The organism is Bradyrhizobium sp. CB1015 (assembly GCF_025200925.1).
Classification (GTDB): Bacteria; Pseudomonadota; Alphaproteobacteria; order Rhizobiales; family Xanthobacteraceae; genus Bradyrhizobium.
Genome location: NZ_CP104174.1, coordinates 5,033,392 through 5,055,579 on the forward strand (window position 1 = coordinate 5,033,392; position 22,188 = coordinate 5,055,579).

21 protein-coding genes and 1 tRNA gene are annotated in these 22,188 nt (G+C 63.6%); 12 read left to right on the forward strand and 10 right to left on the reverse strand.

Annotated elements, in window-relative coordinates; all coding sequences use genetic code 11:
- The first annotated feature begins 29 nt into the window (after positions 1 to 29).
- Positions 30 to 764 carry a hypothetical protein gene (locus tag N2604_RS23350; protein ID WP_260370540.1) on the forward strand — a complete coding sequence of 245 codons (735 nt, stop codon included), beginning with the start codon at positions 30 to 32 and terminating at the stop codon, positions 762 to 764.
- 69 nt (positions 765 to 833) lie between these two features.
- Here the strand turns inward: N2604_RS23350 and N2604_RS23355 are convergent, their stop codons facing one another.
- The 6 genes from N2604_RS23355 to glmS form a co-directional block, all read right to left on the reverse strand.
- Positions 834 to 1,259, reverse strand: coding sequence for an EVE domain-containing protein (locus N2604_RS23355; protein ID WP_260370541.1), 426 nt, complete (start codon positions 1,257 to 1,259; stop codon positions 834 to 836).
- A complete protein-coding gene (locus N2604_RS23360; protein WP_260370542.1) occupies positions 1,256 to 1,627 on the reverse strand; it encodes a VOC family protein in 372 nt (123 codons plus the stop codon). The genes N2604_RS23355 and N2604_RS23360 overlap by 4 nt, the downstream gene beginning before the upstream one ends.
- Before the next feature lie 96 nt (positions 1,628 to 1,723).
- On the reverse strand, positions 1,724 to 2,413 hold the full coding sequence (locus N2604_RS23365) for a YafY family protein (RefSeq protein WP_260370544.1): 690 nt from the start codon (positions 2,411 to 2,413) through the stop codon (positions 1,724 to 1,726).
- 66 nt (positions 2,414 to 2,479) lie between these two features.
- On the reverse strand, positions 2,480 to 3,337 hold the full coding sequence (locus tag N2604_RS23370; RefSeq protein WP_260370545.1) for an NAD(P)-dependent oxidoreductase: 858 nt from the start codon (positions 3,335 to 3,337) through the stop codon (positions 2,480 to 2,482).
- A gap of 102 nt (positions 3,338 to 3,439) precedes the next feature.
- Positions 3,440 to 4,210, reverse strand: a complete 771-nt coding sequence (locus tag N2604_RS23375; RefSeq protein WP_260370546.1) for a DUF502 domain-containing protein — start codon at positions 4,208 to 4,210, stop codon at positions 3,440 to 3,442.
- A gap of 84 nt (positions 4,211 to 4,294) precedes the next feature.
- A complete protein-coding gene (gene glmS / locus N2604_RS23380; RefSeq protein ID WP_260370547.1) occupies positions 4,295 to 6,121 on the reverse strand; it encodes a glutamine--fructose-6-phosphate transaminase (isomerizing) in 1,827 nt (608 codons plus the stop codon).
- A gap of 225 nt (positions 6,122 to 6,346) precedes the next feature.
- Between glmS and N2604_RS23385 the strand changes: the two genes are divergently transcribed.
- Entirely contained in the window at positions 6,347 to 6,565 is a 219-nt protein-coding gene (locus N2604_RS23385) for a hypothetical protein (RefSeq protein ID WP_260370548.1), read from the forward strand.
- Positions 6,566 to 6,571: 6 nt separating this feature from the next.
- Here N2604_RS23385 and glmU read toward each other — a convergent pair whose 3' ends face one another.
- On the reverse strand, positions 6,572 to 7,927 hold the full coding sequence (gene glmU / locus N2604_RS23390; protein WP_260370549.1) for a bifunctional UDP-N-acetylglucosamine diphosphorylase/glucosamine-1-phosphate N-acetyltransferase GlmU: 1,356 nt from the start codon (positions 7,925 to 7,927) through the stop codon (positions 6,572 to 6,574).
- Between the two features lie 175 nt (positions 7,928 to 8,102).
- Here glmU and N2604_RS23395 point away from each other — a divergent pair, with 175 nt between their 5' ends.
- From N2604_RS23395 to N2604_RS23405, 3 genes are all read left to right on the forward strand, one after another.
- Entirely contained in the window at positions 8,103 to 9,473 is a 1,371-nt protein-coding gene (locus N2604_RS23395) for a hypothetical protein (RefSeq protein ID WP_260370550.1), read from the forward strand.
- An 85-nt stretch (positions 9,474 to 9,558) separates the two neighbouring features.
- Complete coding sequence (locus tag N2604_RS23400) at positions 9,559 to 10,557, forward strand: IS481 family transposase (protein WP_260370551.1); 999 nt, start codon at positions 9,559 to 9,561, stop codon at positions 10,555 to 10,557.
- Positions 10,558 to 10,743: 186 nt separating this feature from the next.
- Entirely contained in the window at positions 10,744 to 11,124 is a 381-nt protein-coding gene (locus N2604_RS23405) for a hypothetical protein (protein WP_260370552.1), read from the forward strand.
- Here N2604_RS23405 and N2604_RS23410 read toward each other — a convergent pair.
- Positions 11,084 to 12,643 carry a beta-(1-6) glucans synthase gene (locus tag N2604_RS23410; protein ID WP_260370553.1) on the reverse strand — a complete coding sequence of 520 codons (1,560 nt, stop codon included), beginning with the start codon at positions 12,641 to 12,643 and terminating at the stop codon, positions 11,084 to 11,086. The genes N2604_RS23405 and N2604_RS23410 overlap by 41 nt on opposite strands.
- 328 nt (positions 12,644 to 12,971) lie before the next feature.
- Here N2604_RS23410 and N2604_RS23415 point away from each other — a divergent pair, with 328 nt between their 5' ends.
- The 3 genes from N2604_RS23415 to N2604_RS23425 all read left to right on the forward strand — a co-directional run bounded on the left by N2604_RS23415 (position 12,972) and on the right by N2604_RS23425 (position 16,926).
- Positions 12,972 to 13,559, forward strand: coding sequence for a beta-1-3, beta-1-6-glucan biosynthesis protein (locus N2604_RS23415; RefSeq protein ID WP_260370554.1), 588 nt, complete (start codon positions 12,972 to 12,974; stop codon positions 13,557 to 13,559).
- A gap of 232 nt (positions 13,560 to 13,791) precedes the next feature.
- Positions 13,792 to 16,455 (forward strand): glycosyltransferase, encoded by a 2,664-nt coding sequence (locus N2604_RS23420; protein ID WP_260370555.1) that lies wholly within the window; start codon positions 13,792 to 13,794, stop codon positions 16,453 to 16,455.
- A 395-nt stretch (positions 16,456 to 16,850) separates the two neighbouring features.
- Positions 16,851 to 16,926 (forward strand) — tRNA-Lys (locus N2604_RS23425).
- Positions 16,927 to 18,120: 1,194 nt separating this feature from the next.
- Here N2604_RS23425 and N2604_RS23430 read toward each other — a convergent pair.
- A complete protein-coding gene (locus N2604_RS23430; protein ID WP_260370556.1) occupies positions 18,121 to 18,402 on the reverse strand; it encodes a hypothetical protein in 282 nt (93 codons plus the stop codon).
- 649 nt (positions 18,403 to 19,051) lie between these two features.
- Here N2604_RS23430 and N2604_RS23435 point away from each other — a divergent pair.
- The 4 genes from N2604_RS23435 (at position 19,052) to N2604_RS23450 (ending at position 21,005) form a co-directional block, all read left to right on the forward strand.
- Positions 19,052 to 19,294: a hypothetical protein gene (locus N2604_RS23435; RefSeq protein WP_260370557.1), complete on the forward strand. Its 243-nt coding sequence runs from the start codon at positions 19,052 to 19,054 to the stop codon at positions 19,292 to 19,294.
- A complete protein-coding gene (locus N2604_RS23440; RefSeq protein WP_260370558.1) occupies positions 19,295 to 19,684 on the forward strand; it encodes a hypothetical protein in 390 nt (129 codons plus the stop codon).
- Between the two features lie 879 nt (positions 19,685 to 20,563).
- Complete coding sequence (locus tag N2604_RS23445; RefSeq protein WP_260370559.1) at positions 20,564 to 20,758, forward strand: hypothetical protein; 195 nt, start codon at positions 20,564 to 20,566, stop codon at positions 20,756 to 20,758.
- A gap of 88 nt (positions 20,759 to 20,846) precedes the next feature.
- Positions 20,847 to 21,005: a hypothetical protein gene (locus N2604_RS23450; protein ID WP_164936882.1), complete on the forward strand. Its 159-nt coding sequence runs from the start codon at positions 20,847 to 20,849 to the stop codon at positions 21,003 to 21,005.
- 343 nt (positions 21,006 to 21,348) lie between these two features.
- Here N2604_RS23450 and N2604_RS23455 read toward each other — a convergent pair whose 3' ends face one another.
- Positions 21,349 to 22,011: a hypothetical protein gene (locus N2604_RS23455; protein ID WP_260370560.1), complete on the reverse strand. Its 663-nt coding sequence runs from the start codon at positions 22,009 to 22,011 to the stop codon at positions 21,349 to 21,351.
- Positions 22,012 to 22,188 lie beyond the last annotated feature (177 nt).

The following is a 22,188-nucleotide window of genomic DNA, read 5'->3' on the forward strand; positions in this document are numbered from 1 at the left end:
GCGCAACTTTAGCTCTCGGGACATGCACGATGCGTACTGTCTCACGATGGATGCTCGCCTCGACCGTGGCAGTGATTATCCTCGCGTCTGGCGGACTCTACACGTTCTCCCTTCATGGAGACCTCGCATCTTGTCTGCGGACGCAAGCCGAAACGGTAGTGGCCGAACAGCACAAGCAGGAACTGTCGAAGTCGATAGGCTCGCTTGAACAAGATGTGAGATCGCTGGGGTGGATGAAGCTTCAGCTCAAGGGAGAGATTGGGGATAGCGAGCTACGGCGCGACAGAGTTCGCGACGAGATCGCCGCGTTAGAAGAAAAGCGGCGGCAAGGCCGGGAAACTCTAGACGCGACGGAGTTCGAGCTTGTTCGAGAGGTAATCGGTGTCGCAGCTGCGACATCCCTGTCAATCCGCGACATGCCGCTCAACCTGTCTTACGAAACCAGACGCAAGGGATTCCGACCGCAAACCAAGACGTTGTGGCCCGCCTTCATCGAACAGATTCGGCGCACTGCAGGCGGATTTATGACTCCAAAGCAACAGGAACTTGCCGCTGAAGTTGTCCGCAAGTTTGAGCAACAATGCAGTCATCTTCGCGAAACTCAGATTGACGTACCTGCATTGATCTATCCCGATAAGGATGATCCGGATTTCGAGCGAAAGCGCAGTGATCTCTTGGAAAAGGAACGCATTCTTTCGGATGCTCTTTCGCTTGCAATCCTTGGCCTACAAGACTGCCTGCACAACGTCCGTCAGCAATCATGAGGCGTTCGTTGCGAGTTCGCGCTGCTGCAATATTTACGCATTGCGGCGCGACCTTCCGTGCAAGCACCGTCAAAAAGCCGCCCCCATCGCATCGGCGATGATCTGCATATCTGCATTGGTGATCTCGAACAGGCCGAACCGGAGCTGATAGCCCCAGGACTTGCCCGCTCGTGCGAAACCAAGCTGACCAAGCAGCGGCTGGATCGGCGCCTCCTGCGCCTCGATCCACTGCACGTCCCGGCGAAAAGGGCGAAACCCGCCACCCATGTCGGCTTGATAAGGCGTGCCTGCCGTGACGATTCCGATCGCGGTGAAGGCTTGCAGCCTGTCCTTGCCGTGGAATGTCTCGGTCGGCGAGTAATACGCCACGCGGTCGCCGGACGGGAGGCGGCGCAGCGGCGCCGCCTTGCCGTGGCAGACTTGCATGAAGCCTTCGGCCCGGCCGATACGCACGTGCTCGGCCGAGGCGACGGCGATCCAGCTCCGCGGGCTCATGCGGCCTCCGGCGCAAACACGCGCAAGCGGTGACCATCGGGATCGAGCGCAACGAAGGTCGTGCCGAAGTCCATCCGGGTCGGCGCCTGGGCCATCGCAAGCCCGAGCCTTTTCCAGGCCGCATGTGTTTCCTGCACGGCGGCCGCGTCGCTGACCGTAAACGCCACCTCGCTGCTGCCGGGCTGTCCCGCGGTCTTCGGTTCGACGGTGGCGCGCGACCACAATCCAAGCATCACGCCGTCGCGCAACGGCAGCATGGCGAAGGTCGGCGACTGCTCGATGATCGGGATACCCAATAGCTCGTTGTAGAACTTGGCGCTTGCCGCCGGGCTTTCGACCTGGAGCAACAGGAAGCTGAAGTCTGGCATGTAAGGTCTCCTCGTTCGGCGCTCGGTGACATGAGCGCGACGCAGAAACCTATAGCTCGGCCTACTGTCAGTTTATGTCAGTAGCGTCGACGGTGATCACTGCTCCGGCACGCCCTCCAGAGCGCGCCATTCCTTGAGCAGCGCGGCGCGGCGTCGTGGATAGCGTTTGGCCGTCGCTTTCAGCGCGGTGATGCGGTCGGTTCGGAAGTGCCGGTAGCCGTCACGAAGCTCGCACCAGGCAACGACGACGCGCACGCGATCGAAAAAGGCCAGAGCGAACGGCCAGATCGTGCGCCGCGATGGACTGCCCTTGCCGTCGGCATAGGCGATCTGCATCTTGCACTCGGCCCGGATCGCATCGCGGATCGATGCGAGCTCGGTATCACCGGCCGCGAGCGCTTCGCCCGGGCCGATCAGCACGCTCGACGCATCGAGGCTGGCGCGCAAGTCATCCGGAAGCACCGCTCCGATTTTGGCGAGTGCGTTGCGGGCGGCATCGCCGAGTGGCTGATCGGCGCGTTCCGCCACCCATCGTGACCCGAGCACCAGCGCCTCGATCTCCTCCTCGCTGAACATCAGCGGCGGCAGCATGAAGCCGGGCCGCAGCGCGTAGCCGACACCGGCCTCGCCGTCGATATGCGCGCCTTGCGCCTTCAAGGTCTCGATGTCGCGGTAGAGCGTGCGGAGCGACACGCCGACCTCGTCCGCGAGCGCGGCGCCCGCGACCGGCCGTCGATGCCGGCGCAGCACCTGAATCAGATCGAGCAATCGTTGCGAGCGGGACATAAGCGAGCCTCGGGCGAGGCATACTACCTGATGCTGCCAGGACATGGCAGCATCACAGCGGGCGCCCTAGCTCCTCTTCCGCGCGATGCTCGCCGCGAACGCCTTCATCAACGCAGCGTCCGCCGCCTCCCCGTTCGCGTCCTCGGCGAGGTGCTCGAACCACCTCGCAAAGCCCTCGTAGATCTGGCTTGCCGGATGATCCGGGCCCAAGAATCCGGAGATCTCCCGCATCTCGGCGACCCAGCGATAGGCCTTCGGCACCATGTCGGGCAGCGCGACTTCGAGCCGCGCCAAAATGGCGGGCTGGCTCAGCGCGAGCTCGTCGCGCAGCGCATCGGCCGCGCCCGCCTTCGTGGCCGCGATCACCATCGCCGAGCCAATGCCGGCAAGACCCTTGACGATGCCGGCATAGGACATTTTCAACGCCGACGCCGCGCCGACCGGGCCTTCGACGATCCGCACGTCGAGGCCGAGATCCTTCAGCACGGCGAGGTCCTTGGCATGCTCGCCCGACATGTAGAAGGCCGGGCTCTTGCCACCTCGCTGCGGCGGAAAGCCGATGATGCCGGCATCGACGAACGGCGCCTGGGCCGAGCCGATGATCTCCTCGATTTTTTGCACGGTATCGACATTGACGGCGTTGCAATCGACCACGATTGGCTTCTTCTCGCGCCTGACGATCAGCGCGGCCAGCCGTTCGGCCAGCGCGACGGCTTCGCCCGGCGGCACGATCGAGAGGATGATGTCGGCGTCCGCAATCGCGTCATCGTCGGCGCCGACCATGCCGGCGTCCGCAGCGCGCTTCAGCGTCGCCTCGCTCCGCCCCTTCAAGGACGTCAGCACGCGCGCACCGTTCTCGCTAAGACGGCGGGCGACGGCGCTGCCCATGGCGCCGGGGGCGAGGATCGCAATGGTTTTGGACATCGTGCACTCCAGTCGACTTCCGAGCGGCACGCCCGGTCGACCTGAGACTAGCAGAGGAGGAATGCGCGCGCGTGAACGCGACCATCCCGCGACGGAATGGCCCTACTCCGCCTTCGCAGGCTCGGGCCGGAGCGTTGAGGCATTGGCGATGCGCGCGGCATTCGCCATGCCCGCAAGCGCGGCCGCTTTCTTCGGATCTGGCGCCGAGCCCGGCTGCACCACGCCGGCCGACATGATCAGCGTCGCGGCGTCCTCGGCGGTGAGATCGACCTCGATGATCTTGCTCTTGGGGACATAGAAGAAGAAGCCGGTGGTCGGGTTCGGCGAGCACGGCAGGAACACCGAGACATGCTCCTCCTGCCCCGGCAGGCTACGCGAGATGTCCTCGTTCGGCGATTGCGAGATCAGCACGATCGACCACATGCCCGGCGAAGGAAACTCGACAAGGCCCACTTTCCGGAAGCTCGAGCCCTTGCCCGAGAACAGCGTCTCGAACACCTGCTTCAGGCCGCGATAGATCGCGCGCACCGCCGGGATCCGGCCGAGGAAGGTCTCGCCGACATCGACCAGCGTGCGGCCGATCAGATTGGCCGCGAGGAAGCCGACCAGCGTCAGCGTGAAGAATGCGACAATCAGTCCCCAGCCGGGAACGCCGTAAGGGAGGTAGGTTTCCGGCCGGTAGGCCAGCGGCACGAACGGTCGCACCACGCCGTCGACCCAGGTGACGAACCACCAGACCAGATAGAGGGTGATCGCAATCGGCCCGGTCACCACGAGGCCGGTCAAGAAATAATTGCGGAAACGGCCCATCAGGCCGGTATGCGGTTCCGGAACGGGATCAAGAGGCGCAGGCGCGTCGTCGCGGGGGGTCATTCGGGTTCCAGGTCGGTCGCTACAAACAAGCTAGGGTCTTCTAGCAGGTTTGGGAAGAGAGCGGCCGACCGATATCCCGATTGCCTATTCCACGGTCACTGATTTCGCAAGATTGCGCGGCTGATCGACATCGGTCCCCATCACGACAGCCGTGTGATAGGCGAGCAGCTGCACGGGGACGGCATAGACCATCGGCGTGAAGGCCGCCGCCATGTCCGGCATGACGATGGTGACGAGGGACTCGACGGTCGCCTCCTCCGCGCCCTTGGCATCGGTCATTAGGATGATGTTGCCGCCGCGCGCGGCGACTTCCTGCATGTTGGAGACGGTCTTCTCGAACACGCGGTCGTGGGGTGCGATGACGACGACCGGCATGGTCTCGTCGATCAGCGCGATCGGCCCGTGCTTGAGCTCGCCGGCGGCATAGCCCTCGGCGTGGATGTAGGAGATCTCCTTCAGCTTCAGCGCGCCTTCGAGCGCCAGCGGGAAGCTGGTGCCGCGGCCGAGATAGAGCACGTCCCGCGACTTGGCGATGCGGTGCGCGAGCTTCTCGATCTGGAGCTCGCTCGTGAGCGCATCGGCCATCAGGCGCGGGACCTCGACGAGCCCGTGGACGAGCTTGGTCTCGTCCTCGTCCGACAATTCGCCGCGCGCCTTGCCGGCCGCGATCGCAAGGTTTGCCAGCACCATGAGCTGGCACGTGAACGCCTTGGTCGAGGCGACGCCGATCTCGGGTCCGGCCAGCGTCTGCAGCACGGTCTCGCTCTCGCGCGCAATCGTCGAGGTCGGCACGTTGACGACCGCGATCGTGTGCACGCCCTCGGCCTTGGCATAGCGCAGCGCCGCCAGCGTGTCGGCGGTCTCGCCGGACTGCGAGATGAAGATGGCGAGATCGCCCTTGCGCAGGGGCGCCTCGCGGTAGCGGAATTCGGAGGCGACATCGACCTCGACCGGCAGGCGCGCGAAGCGCTCGAACCAGTATTTGGCGACGATCCCGGCATAGCTCGCGGTGCCGCAAGCGGTGATGTTGATGCGCTGGATATTCTTGAAATCGAACGGCAGCTTGACCGGCAGCGCGACGCGCTCGGTCGCCATGTCGACGTAGCGCGCCAGCGTATGGCCGACCACCTCCGGCTGCTCGTGGATCTCCTTGGCCATGAAGTGACGGTAATTGGCCTTGTCGACCAGCGAGGTCGAGGCGGCGTGCCTGATCTTGTCGCGCTGGACGGCATGGCCGTCCTTGTCGAAGATCGTGGCGCTCTTGCGGGTCAGCACGACCCAGTCGCCGTCCTCGAGATAGCTGATCGTGTCGGTGAACGGGCCGAGCGCGATGGCGTCGGAGCCGAGATACATCTCGCCATCGCCGTAGCCGATCGCCAGCGGCGGGCCGTTGCGGGCGCCGATCATGAGGTCGTTGTCGCCGGCGAAGATGAAGCCGAGCGCGAAGGCGCCGCGCAGGCGCGCCAGCGTCAGCTTGACGGCCTCGACCGGCTTGTTGCCGCGCACGAGCAGATCGTCGACGAGATGCAGCACGATCTCGGTGTCGGTCTCGGTGTGGAACACCGTGCCCTTCGCCTCGAGCTCCTCGCGCAGCTCGCGGAAATTCTCGATGATGCCGTTGTGGACCACGGCGACGCGCTCGGTCGCGTGCGGATGAGCGTTGTTGACGGTCGGCTTGCCGTGGGTGGCCCAGCGGGTGTGACCGATGCCGGTGGTGCCCTTGAGCGGCTCGGCCTCCAGTCGCTTCGCCAGATTCTTCAGCTTGCCCTCGGCGCGGCGGCGCTCCAGGTGCTTGCCTTCGAGCGTGGCGACGCCCGCGGAATCGTAGCCGCGATATTCGAGCCGTTTGAGCGAATCCACCAATTGCTCTGCAACCGGCTCGCGCCCGAGAATGCCGACAATCCCGCACATGCGGACCACTATCCCCCAAATCGTCGAAAAATCGCCTAAACGACGCGCTCGGTTTTTAGCGAAAATCCCAGGAAACCAGAAACTCAATAATTATTGCTGATTGAGACAGCACAGGCCCTCGACCTCTGCTTTCGCCCTGCGTCGAATTGGCCGGCCTTAAACCGCGCAGATTAACCTCTTGTCAACGAATTTGGCCAACGATTTCCGTCCAGGAGAGTAAAAGTCATGAAGGGCTCGTCCGACCGCAAAGGTTTGTCGTCGACGTATCTGCGCGCCAGCGAGACCACGGGCACGCACCTTGCCCATTGGCCGCCGCCGCTGCGCGGCAAAGAGAACAAGCCCCTCTTCATCAAGCATCCCGAAGGCGAACCGGTGAAGCGCGCCAAGCCGCGCGGCTGGCGCCTGACCCGCGCGATCTTCTCCGAATTCGCCGACGACGAATAGCGCCGCTCACGTCTCCGGCTTCTTGCCGCCGGTCTTCATCTCGCGATAGCGCGCCGCGCCGCCTTCCCGGATGGTCTGCTGGTTGCGCTCCAGCGCCATCGCGTCGTCGGGTACGTCCTTCGTGATCACCGAGCCCGAGCCGATATAGGCGCCCTTGCCGATCGTCACCGGGGCGACCAGCGAGGAGTTGGTGCCGACGAAGGCGCCCTGCCCGATCACCGTCTTGTGCTTCTTGAAGCCGTCGTAGTTGCACGTGATGGTGCCGGCGCCGATGTTGGAATTGGCGCCGACGGTGGCGTCGCCGATATAGGAGAGATGGTTGACCTTGACGCCGGCCTCCAGCGTCGCCGCCTTGGTCTCCACGAAATTGCCGATGCGGGCGCCGTCGCCGAGCGAGGTGCCGGGCCGCAATCGCGCATAGGGACCGATCGAGACCTTCTTGCCGAGCGTGGTCTCGACGATATGCGAGAACGAATGGATCACCGTGCCGTCCGCGATCGACACGCCCGGGCCGATCACGACGAACGGCTCGATCGTGACGTCCTTGCCGAACACGGTGTCAGTGGACAGATACACCGTCTCCGGCGCGATCAGCGTGACGCCGGCCTCCATCGCCGCCTTGCGCAAGCGCGCCTGCATCACGCTTTCCGCTTCCGCAAGCTGCGCCTTGGTGTTGATGCCGCGCACTTCGTCCTCGCTGGTCTCGATCACCACGGACTCCCATCCCTGCCTGCGGACGATCTCGACCGCGTCCGTCAGATAATATTCGCCCTTGGAATTCGCATTGCCGATCTGCCCGAGAATGTCGAGCGCACGGCGGCCGTCGATCGCCATCACGCCGGCATTGCACAGGTCGATCTTGCGCTCGTCCGCGCTGGCGTCGGCTTGCTCGCGGATCGCAACCAGGCGGTCGCCCTCGACGATGAAGCGGCCATAGCCGGTCGGATCGGCGGCGCGAAAGCCGAGCGCGGCAATCGCGGCGCCGCGGGCGAGCGGCGCGCGCAGCCGCGCAAAGGTCTCGGCCGAGATCAGCGGCGTGTCGCCAAAGGCGATCAGGAGATCATCGACGCCGCGCGCGATGGCCTCGCGCGCCGCCAGCACCGCATGCGCGGTGCCGAGCCGCTCGGCTTGCACGAAGGTCAGCGCGTCGGGGCGGATGCGCTCGGCTTCATCGGCGACCGCCTGGTGATCGGGGCCGATCACGACGGCGAGCGAGGTGCCGGTTCCCTTGGGTGCGGCGGCGAGCACGTGGGCGAGCAGACTCTGGTGCGCGACCGGATGCAGCACCTTCGGCAGGCTCGATCGCATGCGCGTGCCTTCGCCGGCGGCGAGCACGATCGTGAGGCTGGAACGGGCGGTCATCGAAATCCTGACAGCTATGGCCGAATCAAAAACTGGCACGACGGGCGGCGAGGCCCTCGGAAGCTACCGCCTTGCTACCCCCGCAAACGCCCGGAATTCAAGTGCGGCGCGCTTTTCCTGTTAATGTTCCCTGATTGATTCGGGGAAGCCGGACAGGGCTGGGCGCTTTAGATTCATGGCAAAGGATTCCGACCCACTGGCGGATGCCTTCTCCACCAAGGAGCCCGGGCTGTTCTCCGGACTTTTGGCCGAGGAAAGCGGCTTCGACCGGCGCATGATGTGGCGGCTGGGCTCGTGGGGCGTGGCGGCGGTCGGCGCCGTCGTCGTTGCCGTGATGGCCAACCAGGCCCAGCTCGGCTGGCGGCGCGACCAGGTTGCGTCCGCCGATCTCGCGCGCCAGGCCGACCGGCTCCAGCTGCTCACCAAAGAGAGCCAGAACGAAGCCCGCCGGCTCGCCGCCGCGATCGAGACGCTGAACAGCGACCGCGACCGGCTGTATTCGCGCGTCACCGTGCTGGAGCAAGGGCTCGATTCCGTCACCGGCGCCATTGCCAAGCAAGCCGCCACGCCGCCGGGCGCGAAGCCGCAGGACGCAGCACCAGCGCCCGCAGCGCCCAGCATCGCGCCGGTCGCCTCGGCGCCGGCCCCGGCGGGCGAGAAGCCACGCAGCGAAGCCGCCAGGGATTCCCAGAAGGACACTCCGAAGGAAACGTTGAAGGAGCCGCCGCAGTCCGCGGCCTCCGTCTCGCTCGTGCAACAGAATGCGGCGATGAATTCGGCGCTACCGACCATTCCGCTGGTGCCCGCCAAGTCGCTCATGGCGCTGCCAGATCCGGCCGCATCGAAACTGATGCAGCCCGAGTCGGCTGAGAAGGCCGCCGAGAAGAAGGCCGAGCCGGCGCCCACCGCGGCCGAAATTGTTGCGGCAGCAACGAAAGCGCCGGACACAGCCGAGAGCGAATCCCCTGCCATCGCGGTTCAGCAGACGCGCTTTGCGATCGATCTCGGCGGCGCCAACTCGATCGACGGCCTGCGTGCGCTCTGGCGCAGCGTGACCAAGTCCAACCCGGAAATCGCAGCGCTGCGGCCGATCATCATGATCAAGGAAGGCACCACCGGCCTCGGCATGCAGCTCCGCCTCGGCGCCGGCCCGCTGGTCAACGCCGCCGCCGCCGCAAAATTCTGCGCGAGCCTTGCCGAGAGCGACCGTCACTGCGAGACCACCGTATTCGATGGCCAGCGCCTGTCGATGCGCGGCTCGGAGAAGACGCCGGACAAGGGACCAGAAAAATCCCAAGACAGGGTTCAAGACAGGGTTCAGGACAAGAGCTCCGAGAAGAACCAGGACGCCGCTCCGCAAGCCGAAACCGCGCCCGCGCCGAGCGCAAAGCCCGAGAAGCCGGACAAGCGCCGCCGCAGCTATTCGTCGAAACGCTCCAAGCGCGAGGAGCCAGCGCCCCCACCTGCCGCGCAGCCGGCGCCGGCCAAGCCGGAGACCGCATCGGCGTCGGCGACATCGACGCTGTCGTCGATCTTCAGGCGCTAGATGTGAGCTTTCAGGAGGTTGTCCATCCGGTCCGGAACGAGGAAGCTGAAGTTGTCGAAGCTTTAGCCAATCCCCGGAGGACCGAATGGACACCCATAAGAATGCGCCTCTGACGCCAAAAGGTCGAGAGGCCATGGTGCGAAGCGTGATCGAGGATGGCCTGACGAAGGCTGCAGCCGCGCTCCAGTTCAATGTTTCAGCCAAGACCGTCGCCAAGTGGGTCAAGCGCTTCCGCGAGGAAGGTGTGGATGGGTTGCGTGATCGCTCCTCAAAACCCCTTTCATCGCCAAGCCAAACCCCTGTCGCCACATGCACCGTCATCGAGGCGTTGCGCCGGCAGCGCCACATAGGCAAGCAAATCGCCGCCGAGGTAGGCGTCTCGCCAGCGACCGTCAGCCGTATCCTGCGGCGGCTGGGATTGAACCGATTGCGCGATTTGGAACCAGCCGAGCCAGTGCGGCGCTATGAACGTGAACACCCCGGCGAGCTGATCCACATCGACATCAAAAAGCTGGGCAAGTTCAAACGTATAGGCCATCGCATCACCGGCGACCGAATGGGGCAGAGCAGCCTGCGGGCGCGCGGTGAAGGGCCTGGCTGGGAATATGTCCACGTCTGTATCGACGATGCTTCGCGGATCGCCTTCAGCAAGGTCATGAAGAGCGAACGACAGGGCTGCGCCGTGAGTTTCCTCAAGGCCGCGATCGCCTACTATGCGAGCCTGGGCATCAAGGTCGAGCGGGTGATGACCGACAACGGCTCTTGCTACAAATCCTTCGCCTTCCGCAAAGCCTGCAGACGTCTCGGCCTCAAGCATATCCGCACCAAGCCTTATACTCCGAAGACCAACGGCAAGGCCGAGCGCTTCATCCAGACCAGTTTGCGCGAATGGGCCTATGCCCGCGCTTACAACACCTCAGAAGAAAGGGCTGCTGAACTGCCGAGATGGCTGCACAGCTATAACTGGCACCGCCCGCATGGCAGTATCGGCTCGATGCCACCGATCAGCAGACTCGCCCTAACCAGGAACAACCTGTTGAGGCTCCACAATCCTCCACCCGCGCCTCCTTGCTCAGCCTCTTGAGCTCGCTCAGCTGCTGCTGCGTCGGCTTTTCCATGCCTCACTCCTCGACGGCAATGCGTTGGGCCACACAATGTTCAGAACCAGCGGGATGCTCGCGTGTTCCTGGACGATGTCCGGGCGCGCCGGATCAACAGAAACATCGCTTGCCCTGTTGCCTGCCCGCGCCATCCCGACCATATTGCCGCCATGACAAAGAAGCCCTTCCGCCTCACGCCCTACCAGGTGCAGTTCCTGCTCGTGGTCGGATTCGTCACCGTCGGCTGCGCGCTCTACGTGCGCTATCTCGCGATCGAGTTCTCGCAGGTCGCGCTCGCCTGCGACGCCGGGCTTCAGACCCTGGTCTGCAAGTCGCGGTCGGTCGCGACCGTGCTGTTCAAGAATTCGGTGTTCGGCATCGTCGCGCTGGTGGTCGCAACGCTGAACCTGATGCGGCCCTCGATCGTGCTGCTCACCGTCGGCCTCATCGCCGCCGGCCTCGGCATCGTGCTCTACAATGTCGTGCTGTCGGGCCTTGCGATCGGCCTGCTCATTCTTGGCTTTGCTCGGCCCGCGCCCGCCACAGCGTGAGGGCGAACAACAGATAGATCGCGCAGGTCCACAGCGACTGCCAATTGTCGCGGCCTTCGTTGAACAGCACGTACACGGCCGACAGCGCCAGCCCCCCCGCGAACACCGCTTCGGCGATCGGACGCTGGCCGATCTGCGGCCGGTTCAGCATCAACAGCGCGAACGGCACCACCGCCATCGTCAGCGCGGCGTACGGAAAATCCTTGTAGCGCGGGTCGAACACGAAGCCGAGCGCGGTCGCGGCCGCGATCACCGCCGTCACCGCCAGCGTCAGGCCGAGCACCGCGGTGAGCTTCGACCATTTCCGGCCCTCGCGCGGGCCGAGCAAATCGAGGAAGGTCGGCAGGCTGCGACCGATCACCATCGCCTGCGCGCAGAAGATCGGCGACAGGATGCCGGCCAGCAGCAGCGCGCCCCATAGCAGCCAGCCGCCGATCCCGTAACTCTCGTAATACATCTTGTCGGCGCCGATCCCGAGCAGGATTCCGGCCGTCGTCGCCGAGATGCCGACGCCGAGCCAGGCCGGGAAGCGCGGCGTCCACGGCCGCCGGCGCAGCGTGATCAGCGCGACCGTGAACACCAGCACGGAAAGCCCCATGCCGGCGCCCATGTACCATTTCCAGTACGGGAAGTTGCTGATCGGCTCGCCCGGCGGATATTTCAGGCTGCGGCGCACCGAGTCGTACAGGCCCCAATAGCCGCCGACGGTGCCTTCCAGCCTGCGCTTCCACGGCTGGTCGTAGGACTCGATCAGGTTGACGCGGAACTTCTGCGCTTTCGCAAGACTCAGGATTTCCGAGACGACACGCGCCTGGTTGGTGCGCGAGGGCAGCGCGCCGTCGCGCATGCGGCCCTCGCTCGGCCAGCCGGTTTCGCCGATCAGGATCTCCTTGCCGGGAAACGCCACCGCCATGCGCTCGCGGATCGCCTCGACATGGGCAGCGGCGAACTTCGCCTTGATGGGGAAATCCTCCCAATAAGGCAGGATGTGGATCGTGACGAAATCGACGGCGTCATAGACCTCGCGGTTCTTCAGCCAATATTCCCACACGTCGGCATAGGTGACGGGCACGCTGACCTGGGTCTTCACCAGGCGGATGAGGGAGACGAGATCCGCCGTCGTCATTTCACCGCGCAGCAACACCTCGTTGCCGACGATGACGGCGGTGATGACGTCGGGGAATTGCTTGATAAGGCGGATGGCGAGGCCGGCCTGCTCGAAATTCTTGGTGCGGTTGCTGGAGAGCCAGATGCCCTGCAGCACTTTCAGCCCGCCGACCTTGGCGGCGATCGCCGGCACCTGGTCGAGCCCGTTCTCCATCGAATAGGTGCGGACGCAGTCGGTGATCTCTTTGAGCTGGCGCAGGTCCTGCTCGATCTGATCGGGCTCGATATGGGTCCATGCGTCCAGCGGCGACTGCTCGCCGCGGAACGGCGCGTAGGAGACGCATTGAACCTTGTCGGCGGGGTCGATCGGGGCGCGCGCGAGCGTGATCGGCGTGGCAAGCCACCACCACACGGCAGCGATCGCACCCAACGAAACGAGCAGAAGCGCCAGTGGCGTACGAAGAGAAATCGGTTCCGTCCTCCGCGAAGGGCCGTCGATTACAATCTCGCACGCCGTCTGCCAAGGGGGCACCCCCGGTGGATCCCGCGCGCCCCCAGGGAATTTACCCGCGGCCGTTCGACCGTGATCTAGGATCGTGACTTTGCTGGACAAAATTTGAAATACAGGTCATGGACTCCGAAAGACTTTTCCGCCGCATTGGAGACCCATTTGGACGCCATCAGCTGGCACGTCCGCGGGGCTCCTGACGCGGACGGCCAGCGGATACATTGGGGAATTCATGCGGCAACGGGTGTTCGAGTCACGAAATGCGGTCCTGCGGCAGTTCGCCGCCACCTTGGCCGTCTCCTGCCTTCTCGTTCTCGCGGGTCTCGGTGGCGCCTCCGCCCAGAGCGGCACGCCGGCCCCCGACCAGGGCAAGGCGGCCGCCCAGCCCGCCGACGCCGCCAAGGACGCCGCCCAGAATCAGCGCCGCACCGACGAGTTCGCGGAAGCCGCCCAGGTCATCAACGGCCCGGCCGGCAACCCCGAATGCGTCTGGCTCGGCCGGCGCGTGGTGCGGCTGATGTGGCGGGATGACCTCGATACCGCGTTCCGCCATCTCGACCTCTACGACCGCTTCGGCTGCCCCGGCGGCCACATCCAGGCCGCGTTCCGCTGCCTGACCCGCTTCGGCGGCCAGATCGATCCCAAGGTGGCCGAGACCCTGGACAGCCGCGTGCACGCGTGCTGGATCAACCCGGCCGCCCAGCCGCAGCAGGCGGCGGCCGCGGCCCCCCAGCCGGCAGCGCCAGCCGCCAATGCGCAGGCGCAGCCGGCGGCGAGCCCCTCGCCTGCGGCCAGCCCGTCCCCGGCGCCGGCGAAATAGCCCAAGCTCCAAAATAGCTCTGGCCGTTTCAGCTGCCGTTCAGGAACGATCGGCCATAGACACGGTTGGCACTGCCGCGCGTCGTTCGAAAAGGCATGCCCTCATAAGGACATGAGGCCATGACAGTTGTGAAACCGCGCAGCAGAGGTATGCTTCCTTTGCCGCGGACACGGTCGGATCTCGGGGTCAGATCCGCTTCCCTGCCACCTCAGCCCCTATTGGTTTAGCCGCGATGCGCGTTGTCGCCGCCGTTCTGTTGCTCGTGTCTGCGCTCCATGCAGGCATCTGGGGAGTCCTGCGCGACAGGGAACCTGCGCCGGACTTCAAGGGCCTGCTGCCGAGCCTGTCCTATACGCCGTTCGAACCGGGCCATGTCGTCGACCTCAACGGCGACCCCGACAAGATTCGCGCGGACATGAAGAAGCTCTCGACCCTCACGCGAGCGATCCGCTCCTACTCCGCGACGGAAGGCAACGAGCTGGTGCCGCCGATCGCGGCCGAGTTCGGCCTCAAGGTCACGGTCGGCGCGTGGATCGACAAGGACGAGGACCGCAACGAGCGGGAGATCAAGGCCGCCATCGAGCTCGCCCGCAAGAACAGCAACGTGATCGGCATCGTGGTCGGCAACGAGGTGATCTTCCGCGGCGAGCAGAAGGTCGAGGACCTCATCGACAAGATCAAGAAGGTCAAGAGCGCGGTCCGCGTTCCCGTTACGACGGGCGAGATCTGGAACATCTGGCGCGATTTTCCGGACCTCGCCTCCAGCGTCGACTTCATCGCCGCACACGTGCTGCCCTATTGGGAAAACTTCCGTTCGGATCAGGCCGTCGATCAGGCCGTGGACCGCTACAACCTCCTGCGCAATCAGTTCCCGGGCAAGCGCATCGTGATCGCCGAGTTCGGCTGGCCGAGCGCAGGCTATAATTTGCGCAACGCAGACCCAGGTCCGTTCCAGCAGGCGCTGACCTTGCGCAACTTCGTCACCCGCGCCGAAGCGCTCGGCATGGACTACAACATCGTCGAAGCCATCGATCAGCCCTGGAAATTCTTCGAAGGCGGCGTCGGTCCGTATTGGGGCGTCCTCAATGCCAGCCGCGAGCCGAAATTCGCCTGGACCGGCCCGGTCGAGAACCCCGACTACTGGAAGCTGATGGCCATCGCGCTGCTGGTCGGCATCCTGCTGTCGCTGCCGATCGTGCGGATCGAAAAGGCGACCGCGAAACAGGCCTTCCTGCTGTCGGCGACCGCCAACGGCGTCGGCGCCTGGGCCGCGACCGTGTTCGCATTCTGGAACAGCCATTACTTCGTCTTCGGCTCGGCCTTCGCGCTGACGCTCGGCATGATCCTCCTTGTTCCGCTGGTCCTCATCGCGATGGCGCGCATCGACGAGATCGCCGCGGTCGCCTTCGGCCGGTCGCCGCAGCGGCTGATCACGAAGCACAAGCCGGTCGAGAACGTGCCCGAGAATTACTGCCCCAAGGTCTCGATCCACATCCCCGCTTATTTCGAGCCGGTCGAGATGCTGAAGCAGACGCTGGATGCGCTGTCGCGGCTGAACTATCCGAACTACGAATGCGTGGTCATCATCAACAACACGCCGGACCCCGCCTTCTGGCAGCCGATCCAGGACCATTGCCGCGCGCTCGGTGAACGCTTCAAGTTCATCAACGCCGAGAAGGTGCAGGGCTTCAAGGCCGGCGCGTTGCGCATCGCGATGGACCGCACCGCGGCCGATGCCGAGATCATCGGCATTCTCGACGCCGATTATGTCGTCGAGCCCGACTGGCTGAAGGACCTCGTGCCTGCCTTTGCCGACCCGCGCGTCGGCCTCGTGCAGGCGCCGCAGGAGCATCGCGACGGCGACCTGTCGATCATGCACTACATCATGAACGGCGAATATGCCGGTTTCTTCGACATCGGCATGGTCCAGCGCAACGAGCTCAACGCCGTCATCGTGCACGGCACGATGTGCCTGATCCGCCGCGCCGCGATGGACATGGCCGGCGGCTGGTCGAGCGACACGATCTGCGAGGACTCCGATCTCGGCCTTGCGATCCAGGAGCTCGGCTGGACCACCCACTACACCAACACCCGCTACGGCGCGGGCCTGTTGCCCGACACCTACGAGGCCTTCAAGAAACAGCGGCACCGCTGGGCCTATGGCGGGCTGCAGATCGTCAAGAAGCACTGGCGCCGCTTCCTGCCGGGTGCAAGCCGGCTGACCCCCGACCAGAAGCGCGAATATGGCTTGGGCTGGCTGAACTGGCTCGGCGCCGAAAGCCTCGGCGTGGTCGTGGCGCTGCTCAACCTCATCTGGGTGCCGATCGTCGCCTTCGCCGACATCGCCATCCCCGACAAGATCCTGACGCTGCCGATCATCGGCGCCTTCATCGTCTCGCTGGTGCACTTCCTGTCGATGTACCGCGCCCGCGTCGCCATCAAACCCGGCCAGATGCTGGGCGCCATGATCGCGGCGATGAGCGTGCAATGGACGGTGTCGCGCGCGGTGGCGCAGGGCCTCATCACCGAGCACATCGCCTTCGCCCGCACCTCCAAGGGCGGGCTCAGCCGGATGTCGATCGAGTTCCAGGCATTCTGGGAGGCCGTGATCGGCACCCTGCTCCTCGTCGGTGCCGGCGTGCTGATCGCCTCCAACAGCTTCCGCCAGATCACCGAGATCTACATCTTCGCCGGCGTGCTGGTGCTGCAGAGCCTGCCGTTCCTCGCCGCGGTCGCGATCGCCATCCTCGAGCTCAGCCGCATCAACTCGTTCCAGTTCTGGCGCGACAGCGCGATCCGCACCGCCGAGCTGATCGGCCTGCGCCCGGTCGCACTGCCCCACCCGAGCGGCACGCCGCAGCCGGTGCCGAGCGAGGTCCGGCGGGAGACGAACTGACGGGCGGTGTGCCAGCGATGAGGTCGGGCGGCTCGCCAAGACCTTAGATCCTCATGGTGAGGAGCCCGCCCGAGCGGGCGTCTCGAACCATGCAGGCCGAACTCCTTCGGTGCCCTCCCCAGCGGTTCGGCGTGGATGACGGCCGCCAATCGGCTTGAGAATCCCGACCTAAGCCGCAGAGACGTCGAGCAAATCCCCGCTCCTGCCGCGATCTTCAGCAACCACCCGCACTATTGACCTCCGCAGCCACTCCCCCTACACAGCGCGGGCCGAAGGCATGATCCGGAAACAACCGGTTTTCCCCGCAACGCGATTTTCAGCGAAGCGGCAAGACATGCCTCTCGAATGTCCGAACACGATGGCGATCTCTTAATCTTAGCCATCAGCGGCCATGGGAGCGCGTAGCTCAGCCGGTAGAGCACGTGACTTTTAATCACGGGGTCCTGGGTTCGAGCCCCAGCGCGCTCACCAAAAAATCAAATACTTACACCAGCTAGATCGCCCTCGCTCTCCCTTTCGGGTAACAGTCGGGGTAACGCCAAGCATCGTCCTTGTCCTCGCGCGCCACGATCCAAAGCACACTGACGAAAGGGCCTTGCAGACGGACGATCCAGCCATCGTTCGAACCCTCGACGCCGAACGAGGGGTAAGCAATGCATGACAATCCGGACTGCATCACGCTGCTGGGTGTTGTGCTGTTCGCTATTGGGATCTGCGTGAAGGGTTATCGAGCGCGTCGGCGAACCGGCCGGTAGCGGTCGCCGCCTTCGATTTCCCACACCCACGACGCGCAGTAGCTCGCGCGCGTTCCCGCGTCACGCTTAGCGCGATACTTTGTCTCGCGCGGCGTTTAGGTCAGCCTTCACCTTTGGGATTCCTTGATCGACTGGCGCGCGGCTCGGCGGCCGCTCGTTAAGGTCGCGAGCCCACGGCGCCGCCGAAGTACTTGCTGTCGATGGCTGTTGATTTGCGCATGCAGAGACAAGGAGACCGGTTAGCAAGCCTGCCCATGTCATCGCCTGGATGTGCATTCCGATCCAACGGATTGCCCAGAGAATCGATCCCCGTATCATAGCAGGTGTCGGGTGTAAGTTGCCCGCCAGCGTGAACCGGCGGACCAGGCCTTCATCCGCCGTAGCGAGCCTCTGCTGTGAATGCCCCCTGAATAAGCCGTTCAATCACCGTTGGGCCTCGGAACGCTATTGTCCTCACCAGAATTGAACCTCTGGAGGAGGACACTGAAATGCTCCTGACCATTGCAGCCGCCGCGTTAGCCGTGCAAACGACCCTACCGATTCCCTCGGGTATCCAAAGCCCGCCGTCCATCCAGCAGGTCCAATATGGTGTTCCCCGGCACCCACCCCCGTGCGGCCATGGGTGGGATCTGAGGGCCCGCGATGGCATGTGTTATCCGAACGGGTATCTTCCCCCGCAGGAGCAGGAAGCTCGGACACGCTACTATCGCGGATACGACTACTACCCTCGGCATCGGCGTCACTATCGCTCCTACTGGGACGATTGAGCGTGGACGCGGCGGCCGGGCTGCCCGCCTGAATGAAGCGCGGGACCGAAGCCCCGCGCCCTCGTCGTTCACCGCCTCAGCCGACGGCGGTGCGTCATCAAGCCGCTGCCGGTCGCGCTTCCTGTGCGATCGGCGCCGGCGCCTCATTTGCCCTTCCCGTATCGTGCAATTTTGCGCAGCGACAGCCTCACGGTTCGGAGCACGTCGAGCGCCAGCGACTGGCCGTTGCCGGAAGCGTGGACGACCTCGGCTGGCAAGATGCTGAAATTTCGCTCCAGGTAGAGCAAGTGGTCGATCAGCGCCGTCAGCTCGGTGGGCATGACGAGGAGCAGATTGTTCGCCGCTTCTCTTATCTCCTCATAGGCCTGAACGGCCTTTAGGTTGGCTTGGCCGATCTGAGCGACGGGCATGTTTTGCTCGGCCATCAGGGCCGCCCGCATGGCGGCTTGTGCATAGGCTCCGCCTATCGCGGATGAAGCGTAATCCCCGGCCAGGGACCGCTTCGGGAGTTGTCTAGGCTCCGCGATTATCCCACCATGATTTGGTTAAGATTGTCCATTCCCTTGCAGGGGAAAATTCGCCTGTGTGCGCCTTGATGTGGCTCGCCGTCAGGAAGCCATGGAGGCGTATAGCGATGGGACAAACGACCCGAATTTTGAAGCGGGCAAACGTCCTGCCCGATCTCCCGAAAATGCTTCGGGAACTCGAGGAGCTGAGAGAAAAGGTTCGGCTCGCCGAGGCCGCCCGCGTGTTGCACTAAAGCCTGCCGGAAAGCCCCATCCCCCTTCCGGGGGCGCTTTGGCGCGTCAGTCGTCCCAGAGACCCCGAGACACGGAATCGCCACGGGCGGTCGGCCCTCGTCGAACAGTTGTTCATCAGCAGTCTTCGACCTGAGAAGCGTTCAGACCGACCGTTATCTCACCGAAGACGAGGTGCTGCGGATCAATTTCATGCTCAAGCGGCGAGCTACTCGGGAGAACTGCTCAGAAGGCAAAGCGCGTTTGGCTTACAAAGCGAGCCGGGAAATCCACCTCTCGGACGCACGATGATTTCAACCGTGCTTACGACAGCTTGATGGAAGACGATCTGCAGGAAATCAAGGGGCGCTCGTTCTTCCTTTTCCCATGGTGGGTGATCCCGCTGGTGAAAGCGATCAGCGCTGGGAATCCCAGCGATTGGATTGGATTTTTTGGAAACATTGCGGCGGCTGCGATGACGATTGCCGCCGCCGTCGTCGCATATTTCACCGTTGCGCACCAAGTGCGAATAAGCCTGATGAGCCGCGAAGAAGACCGTATGGAGAACTTACTTCCATGATTGAAAGAGGTTGCCCAAGTCACATCGATGCTCACGAGTGGTTCGTATTCGAAACCTCGTCCGGAGTCTGTCAGAAGTTGGTTCCAAAACGTCACAATGAATAAAGAAACTGTGCCCGAGAGGTTGATGGAGCTCCTTCCAAACGCCGATCGTGCGTCAAGAAGGCAGTTGGTCGAGATCATGGTTGAGCTTCATAAATCTACCGACATGCTCATCCACGAAGAAAATCGCCTCAAAGAAGCGAAAGAACGATTGGAATTGTTGCAAGCTCGAGGCAGATCAGGGCTCGATATGGCCCGACTACACCTCGATCGACGTTGCGAGGCGCAAAAAATTGAAAGAGGCACAATTTTTGATCCACTTGCGCAAGCTTCATCGTTTCGAAAGTGAGATCAACAGTCGCATCAAGATGTACGAGGCTCGATTACCCGACTTCCGATCCGAAATTGAGAGGTATTTCGGTTAGAATTACGGCGGCGGTACGCTAAACTCCCCGTCTTGCTAGCGCGCGATCGCTCTCGCCGACGGCCCCGTGATTGTAAAAGTCACGTGCTCGTCCGCGAGTGTGAACCGGCGGGCTCTCGTGAGCTTGCAGGTCAAGCATGTATGTTTCTGGCGGCATTGGCATCGCCGGACGCACGCGTCGAACGTCATTCCCCGAAGTTGGGCGGCCGCGCCTAGCGCCTCTTCGGCCGATCGGTTGCTGCTGATCGCGATTTAGGTTTGGCACTCTTGCGAATTTTCGGGAGGGGCTTGCCGTCGTGACTTTGCCTCTCTTGCATTTGCTCGGCCGCAAATACGCGCGAGCGCAGATCTTCCAATTCGGAAAGCCCAGAAGCAAGCTCGTCGAAACGCTGTTTCAGAACAGCGGTGCGATCGCAAGTGCCCATTCTACGCCCCCTCCGTCACCCCGAGCCGACCGAGATAGCAGGGAAAACTATGCAATCGAGAAATGCAGTCGCGAGGAGCTAGTTCCTTTGAAAGGTGCCACGCCGTTGTCGCAGTTCGTGCGATGCGAATTGGCTCAACTCCTCCATCCGCGAACGCTTCAATGCGGGCGTTACGGGTACAATCGTAGATCGGGCTTAGCGCCAATGACGGCCCCGACCGTGGGGGCTTTTGGGGTGTGAAGGCCGGGGCCGCTGGAGGTGCTTGGACCTTTAGGGGAAGGCCAAAGCCACCGAAGACTAGGAAAATTTGGCAATCACTTCTGTTCGCTTTCGCACATTGCCTGTACATTCCGTTTGCGCAGAACGGAGCGAATTGCCGATGAAGGATTATCTGGCGCAGATCGAGAAACTCCGCAAAGATGCGGCCGAATGCGCCCTCATCCGCGACTTGGCTACCGATCCAGCCAAGCGCGAAGTGTTTGACCGGCTTGCGCGCCACCTCACGGTCCTTGCTGACCAGGTTGAAATGGCGATGCTTGAGCGGAAGACCGGGACTGACCCGTCTGGACCTTAGAAGCGCCGATCCAGATGAGGATAGGAACGTTTCGACCGGCGGGGAGTCCTACAGGCGCAATCCATCCCGTTTCCTCGTGGATCGAACGATGGAAAAAGCACTCGCCTATGCCATCTCGGCGGCCCTCGTGGGCTTCGGTCTCTTGATCTTTTTCGCCGGTCTATCTTCCAGCTCGCCCGCCTTGTGGACAATCGTCGCGCTGGTCCCGATCACGATCGGGATCGTGAGCGCCTTTGGTCCTGTGTGACTTGATGTGGAAACCAGGCCTTTAGGTCAGCGCGTCTGTATTTTCCGAATCGGCAAGTCGTGTTCGCTCTCTCGTAGTTTCCAACCGCTGGTGACGCCGTGAGCCATTTCTTCTCGATGCTTCTGCTTGCGACGGCCCTGATCTTGACGTTGTGCTTCGGAGTGGCAGCCTGGCGCCTCTCGGCAGACAAAGAGGCCGACATCACCGCCACAATTTCGCATCAGGAATACGGCTGGAGGCCAAGGCCCAGCAACTGAAACTTCGATTGCGGCGACATAAGCCCGTCAGCGTGAACTTCGGATCAGGTTACCGCCACCTCCCAACTGCTTTGCTTGACGTCCCTTCAGCTCTCCGGCCCCGCCACCGCAGCCGGCACGCTCAACGGCGCCCCTCCGATCGAAACCGGCCCTAGAGGCTTCGGCTCCCGCACCAGCCGCTTGCGCATCGCGGCGGACAGTCCGTAGCGCGCATTCGCTCGTCGAATGGACGATGTGACGTCCGACATCATCGCATTCTGCAGCGAGTCGACCTTGGCGATCAGCGTCGACAGCTGCGACGAGATCTTCCTCAAGTCGACCCGCTCGTCCGTGATGCTCTGCCGCAGCGACAGCAGCACCAGCGAATCCTGCTGCAGCAGAGCTGCATTCTGCTGCAGAGCCTGGTTGTTCTCCTGCAGCGAAGCCGTGTGCTGCTGCTGCGCCGACCGGATCTCCTTCAGGGCGGTGACGACCGGATCCGGTTTCGGCACCGGCGCCTCCTGCCGCGGTAGCAGTTCAGCCAGGCTGGCAACATTCAGTGACGGCATGCCGGAGGGCGACGTATAGATGGCCGCCGCGCCGTTGATGGCCAGGGCACACAGCGCCAGCGGCAGGACCGTTTTGCGGCGGGGCCTGATCGGCGGCGTTTCAGCTTCCGGGCCTGCTTGTTCCTGCGCGCCTGCAGCGGCTGCAAGGGCGACGGCGTCGAGCTCTTCGGCGAAGCTTGGCGTTTCGAAGGACGTGGTCACGTGCTTGACCCCAATGAGCGAGCGACAGGAAGCTGTCGCCGGAACGTCCTCGCGACGCCTCCCTTACGCAGCACCCATCGACACAACTGTCTAAAATTGTGAGCTTTTTGGATTAATTCCACGTTAGCGGCCCGGCCGGCAGACGGCCCGGCGCCCCCGGCCGATTACGGATCTGTG

Coding starts and splice junctions, on each gene's coding strand:
- N2604_RS23350 (WP_260370540.1), top strand. CDS start 30: ATGCGTACTGTCTCACGATGGATGCTCGCCTCGACCGTGGCAGTGATT.
- N2604_RS23355 (WP_260370541.1), bottom strand. CDS start 1,259: ATGAGCCCGCGGAGCTGGATCGCCGTCGCCTCGGCCGAGCACGTGCGT.
- N2604_RS23360 (WP_260370542.1), bottom strand. CDS start 1,627: ATGCCAGACTTCAGCTTCCTGTTGCTCCAGGTCGAAAGCCCGGCGGCA.
- N2604_RS23365 (WP_260370544.1), bottom strand. CDS start 2,413: ATGTCCCGCTCGCAACGATTGCTCGATCTGATTCAGGTGCTGCGCCGG.
- N2604_RS23370 (WP_260370545.1), bottom strand. CDS start 3,337: ATGTCCAAAACCATTGCGATCCTCGCCCCCGGCGCCATGGGCAGCGCC.
- N2604_RS23375 (WP_260370546.1), bottom strand. CDS start 4,210: ATGACCCCCCGCGACGACGCGCCTGCGCCTCTTGATCCCGTTCCGGAA.
- glmS (WP_260370547.1), bottom strand. CDS start 6,121: ATGTGCGGGATTGTCGGCATTCTCGGGCGCGAGCCGGTTGCAGAGCAA.
- N2604_RS23385 (WP_260370548.1), top strand. CDS start 6,347: ATGAAGGGCTCGTCCGACCGCAAAGGTTTGTCGTCGACGTATCTGCGC.
- glmU (WP_260370549.1), bottom strand. CDS start 7,927: ATGACCGCCCGTTCCAGCCTCACGATCGTGCTCGCCGCCGGCGAAGGC.
- N2604_RS23395 (WP_260370550.1), top strand. CDS start 8,103: ATGGCAAAGGATTCCGACCCACTGGCGGATGCCTTCTCCACCAAGGAG.
- N2604_RS23400 (WP_260370551.1), top strand. CDS start 9,559: ATGGACACCCATAAGAATGCGCCTCTGACGCCAAAAGGTCGAGAGGCC.
- N2604_RS23405 (WP_260370552.1), top strand. CDS start 10,744: ATGACAAAGAAGCCCTTCCGCCTCACGCCCTACCAGGTGCAGTTCCTG.
- N2604_RS23415 (WP_260370554.1), top strand. CDS start 12,972: ATGCGGCAACGGGTGTTCGAGTCACGAAATGCGGTCCTGCGGCAGTTC.
- N2604_RS23420 (WP_260370555.1), top strand. CDS start 13,792: ATGCGCGTTGTCGCCGCCGTTCTGTTGCTCGTGTCTGCGCTCCATGCA.
- N2604_RS23430 (WP_260370556.1), bottom strand. CDS start 18,402: ATGGCCGAGCAAAACATGCCCGTCGCTCAGATCGGCCAAGCCAACCTA.
- N2604_RS23435 (WP_260370557.1), top strand. CDS start 19,052: ATGGAAGACGATCTGCAGGAAATCAAGGGGCGCTCGTTCTTCCTTTTC.
- N2604_RS23445 (WP_260370559.1), top strand. CDS start 20,564: ATGAAGGATTATCTGGCGCAGATCGAGAAACTCCGCAAAGATGCGGCC.
- N2604_RS23450 (WP_164936882.1), top strand. CDS start 20,847: ATGGAAAAAGCACTCGCCTATGCCATCTCGGCGGCCCTCGTGGGCTTC.